Consider the following 3,177-nt stretch of genomic DNA (forward strand, 5'->3'; position numbering starts at 1 on the left):
TACCTTTCTTAGACTCTTTAGTATATGTGTACTATATTTAGATGCGTTTGCCCTGCAGTTCACCCACTCTAGAAAAGGCTCTCCGTCGAATTGCAGGAATGCGATCGATTAGCACGACGCTAGAATTTGGCAACGGATTAAGTTTGACAGACTACGACAGCCGCATCCAAACCTTGCAAACTCAGCTATCTACCTATAACACTTTACTCTCTAACATAAATGAAATGGCAGGTCGCCTCTCTCTAATTGAAGAAGAATTGCGCGGCTACTCTGAAAAGATGTTAATGAGTGTGGCAACCCATTATGGCAAAGACAGTTTGCAATATATCCAGGCGGGAGGCAAGCCACGCAAGAAATTATCACGCCGTTCGAGCAACACCCAATCCTCATCTGAGAGTACAGCTACAATCTTGAATGGTGCAAACAACAATGGTAAAGAAACCTCTGTTGTTTTACCTTAATCGTTTAACTGCATCATGCTAATGAATTCTTAATTACAAATTACGAATTACGAATTACTAATTACTAATTACTAATTATTTGGTCACTGGCTCTGCGTCGGAGAACGCCACCTGATACTCCTTATCTCCCCACTCCCTATCCTGGTTTATGATCCAAACGGGTAGCTTGCTCTAGGGCGGATTTTTCTTTGGCTCGGCGGACATAGGGTTGTAATTGGGCGCGATCGCAAGCTGTGAAAATACTCAGGTTTTCCAAGGTAATCCCCCGCATCAACATTTCTACGCGCCAGGTTTGTTGTGCTTGGGCGATCGCTGGCGTTTGTCCTTGGGGAGTTAATAGTCCTTCACTCCATACTTGCCAACGTGTCTCAAGTTCTGATTCAGAGATGGGTGTACCTGTTTCATTCAGAAACATGGCTGTTTGAGCATCTTTACGACTTTTCAGCCATTTGATTAAGGGATTATTAGTAAAAGAACCGTAGCGTTTGCCCAAAATCCACTGATTCACGGGTACTTGACGGACAAATCCAGGAATTGTGATTTGTAGGAAGTGCCCTTGAGTATCGTAGATTTGGTGCGATCGCTCCAAGCTAGTTATTTCTGTAGCGGATAACCCAGCGCCAAATAATACGTAAGCTAAAGCATAATCTCGTACTCCGAATTTCCTGGCTTGTTGCAGAATTTCGTGAACTAAACTAGCTGGTAAATCAGTTACTTCTGTGGTGGTGAACCCTCCTTGTAAGGAGTTTATTGCTGATTCTGTTGAAGATGACATGGCTCCATGTAAAAACAACTCCACCAAATTTTCCAGAAAGTCGTCCCGATCTTCCCAAAGTTCGTGAAATTCGCTGGTGAACTCAATTACTGCATATCCCAAAATCATCCCATTCAGCAAACTGGCTAATTTTTCTGCCGGTAAGTAGGTGTTTAGGTGTCCTTGCTGGATTACAGTAGCTAAATACTGAGCTACATAACGGTTTGCCTCTGTGACTCCCCTGCCTAGTGCGCGACGATTTTCTGCCGGGAATTGGTCGGCTTCACCTACCACAGACCGAACGAACTCTGGCACTCGTTCTAATGTATGTAAAGTGTCACTTGCATAATCTTTAAGAGCTTGGTAAACATTGCCGGGAGGTGTTGCCCGTCGCACCAGCGACTCACCTAAATCCTTGAAGGCTGCGGACTCTTCCAGCACAGCCAAAAGCAGTCCATGCTTATTGCCAAAATTCCGAAATAGAGTCACTTCGTTGACTTCGGCTTTTTCAGCAATTTGGCGGGTTGTGGTAGCGCTAACTCCCTGAGCAGAAAACAACTCAAGTGCAGCTTGAATCAGGCGTTGACGAGTGGAAATGAGGTGAGATGACATAAAAAAATGCAAGTGGCACTTGCAGGGGGTATCAGAGTTCTGCTAGCATAACAAATGTAAGTGATACTTGCTTTACTCTACCCTATGGGTGACGCTCCTGCGTCGCTAGCGCTGCGCTAACGCCAGTCGCTAATGGGGGAAACCCCCAAGACCACGCTGGCTCACTGTAACTAACTAGTAAGAGGGTGGATAAATCCTTAGTGGGATTATGCCCAATAAAAAGTAAATCACTGCATCATCCATCAACAGGAATTTTTATGACCGCAAATTTTGGGGCGATCGCCCCTGAGAGAGGCAACTCACCTCAACTCAGTTGGACAAATGTAGTATTTTTTGCTACATTTCATGCTTTAGCACTTCTGGCTCCTTGGTTTTTCTCCTGGCCAGCATTAGGGTTGCTAGTGTTTCTCCACTGGTTATTCGGGAGTATTGGTATTTGCCTGGGATATCACCGACTACTGAGCCATAAAAGTTTTCAGGTTCCTAAGTGGTTAGAGTATGCGATCGCCCTCATTGGAGCGTTGGCTTTGCAAGGGGGGCCAATTTTTTGGGTAGGTGGACACCGCCAACATCACGCCCACACAGAAGATATCAATTTAGACCCCTATTCTGCTCAAAGAGGATTTTGGTGGAGCCATATACTGTGGATTTTCTATCCACGTCCAGAATTTTTTGATTATGACACCTATAAAAAATATGCTCCTGACTTAGCCAGACAACCCTTTTATTGTTGGCTAGATCGCTACTTTTTGCTGTTGCAAATACCCTTCGGGCTGCTGCTTTATGCTCTAGGAGGATGGTCTTTTGTATTCTACGGAGTGTTTCTCAGATGTGTTTTGCTTTGGCATTCAACCTGGTTTGTAAACTCAGCATCACACCTATGGGGCTATCGCACCTTTGATGCTAATGATGGCGCTCGTAATCTTTGGTGGGTATCTCTTGTCACTTATGGAGAAGGCTGGCACAACAACCATCATACTTATCCCCACATGGCGAAATCTGGGTTGTCTTGGTGGGAGATTGATGTTACTTGGTGGAGCATCCTAGTTTTGCAGACTTTGGGTTTAGCTAAAAAAGTTGTCTCAAGTCCCCCTCAAGGTGCAACTCACGGCTAAATTGCAACTAAATTATCATGAATTTGTTATGCCGATTGCTTCTTGCAGTCGGCTTACTCATTTTTATCAATAGTATTTCACGGTAAAATCTAACGGATTAAATCACCGTAATACATCAAGTGTGAAAACTGACAGCATTTTCTATCGTCTTTTTCAAGAATTTCCTGGGATCTTTTTTGAATTAGGGACTTCCAAAGAATAAATTATTCCAAGAAAAACAAGAAATATGTTTTCT

Annotated in this window: 3 protein-coding genes and 1 pseudogene; 3 read left to right on the plus strand and 1 reads right to left on the minus strand. The window is 43.8% G+C overall.

Annotated features, from left to right (window positions below; translation table 11 throughout):
• The first annotated feature begins 41 nt into the window (after positions 1-41).
• Entirely contained in the window at positions 42-461 is a 420-nt protein-coding gene (locus HWQ42_RS24535; protein ID WP_292816871.1) for a hypothetical protein, read from the plus strand.
• Positions 462-597: 136 nt separating this feature from the next.
• On the opposite strand, the gene HWQ42_RS24540 is transcribed toward HWQ42_RS24535, so the two are convergent.
• Complete coding sequence (locus HWQ42_RS24540) at positions 598-1,827, minus strand: TetR family transcriptional regulator (RefSeq protein WP_292816872.1); 1,230 nt, start codon at positions 1,825-1,827, stop codon at positions 598-600.
• 257 nt (positions 1,828-2,084) lie between these two features.
• On the opposite strand from HWQ42_RS24540, the gene HWQ42_RS24545 reads away from it, so the two are divergent.
• Positions 2,085-2,942 (plus strand): fatty acid desaturase, encoded by an 858-nt coding sequence (locus HWQ42_RS24545; protein WP_292816874.1) that lies wholly within the window; start codon positions 2,085-2,087, stop codon positions 2,940-2,942.
• A gap of 121 nt (positions 2,943-3,063) precedes the next feature.
• A pseudogene (locus HWQ42_RS24550) lies at positions 3,064-3,141 on the plus strand (DUF2887 domain-containing protein); the annotation flags it as partial.
• Positions 3,142-3,177 lie beyond the last annotated feature (36 nt).

This window comes from Nostoc sp. JL23 (genome assembly GCF_017115065.1).
Lineage (GTDB): Bacteria > Cyanobacteriota > Cyanobacteriia > Cyanobacteriales > Nostocaceae > Nostoc > Nostoc punctiforme_A.

Coding starts and splice junctions, on each gene's coding strand:
- HWQ42_RS24535 (WP_292816871.1), top strand. CDS start 42: ATGCGTTTGCCCTGCAGTTCACCCACTCTAGAAAAGGCTCTCCGTCGA.
- HWQ42_RS24540 (WP_292816872.1), bottom strand. CDS start 1,827: ATGTCATCTCACCTCATTTCCACTCGTCAACGCCTGATTCAAGCTGCA.
- HWQ42_RS24545 (WP_292816874.1), top strand. CDS start 2,085: ATGACCGCAAATTTTGGGGCGATCGCCCCTGAGAGAGGCAACTCACCT.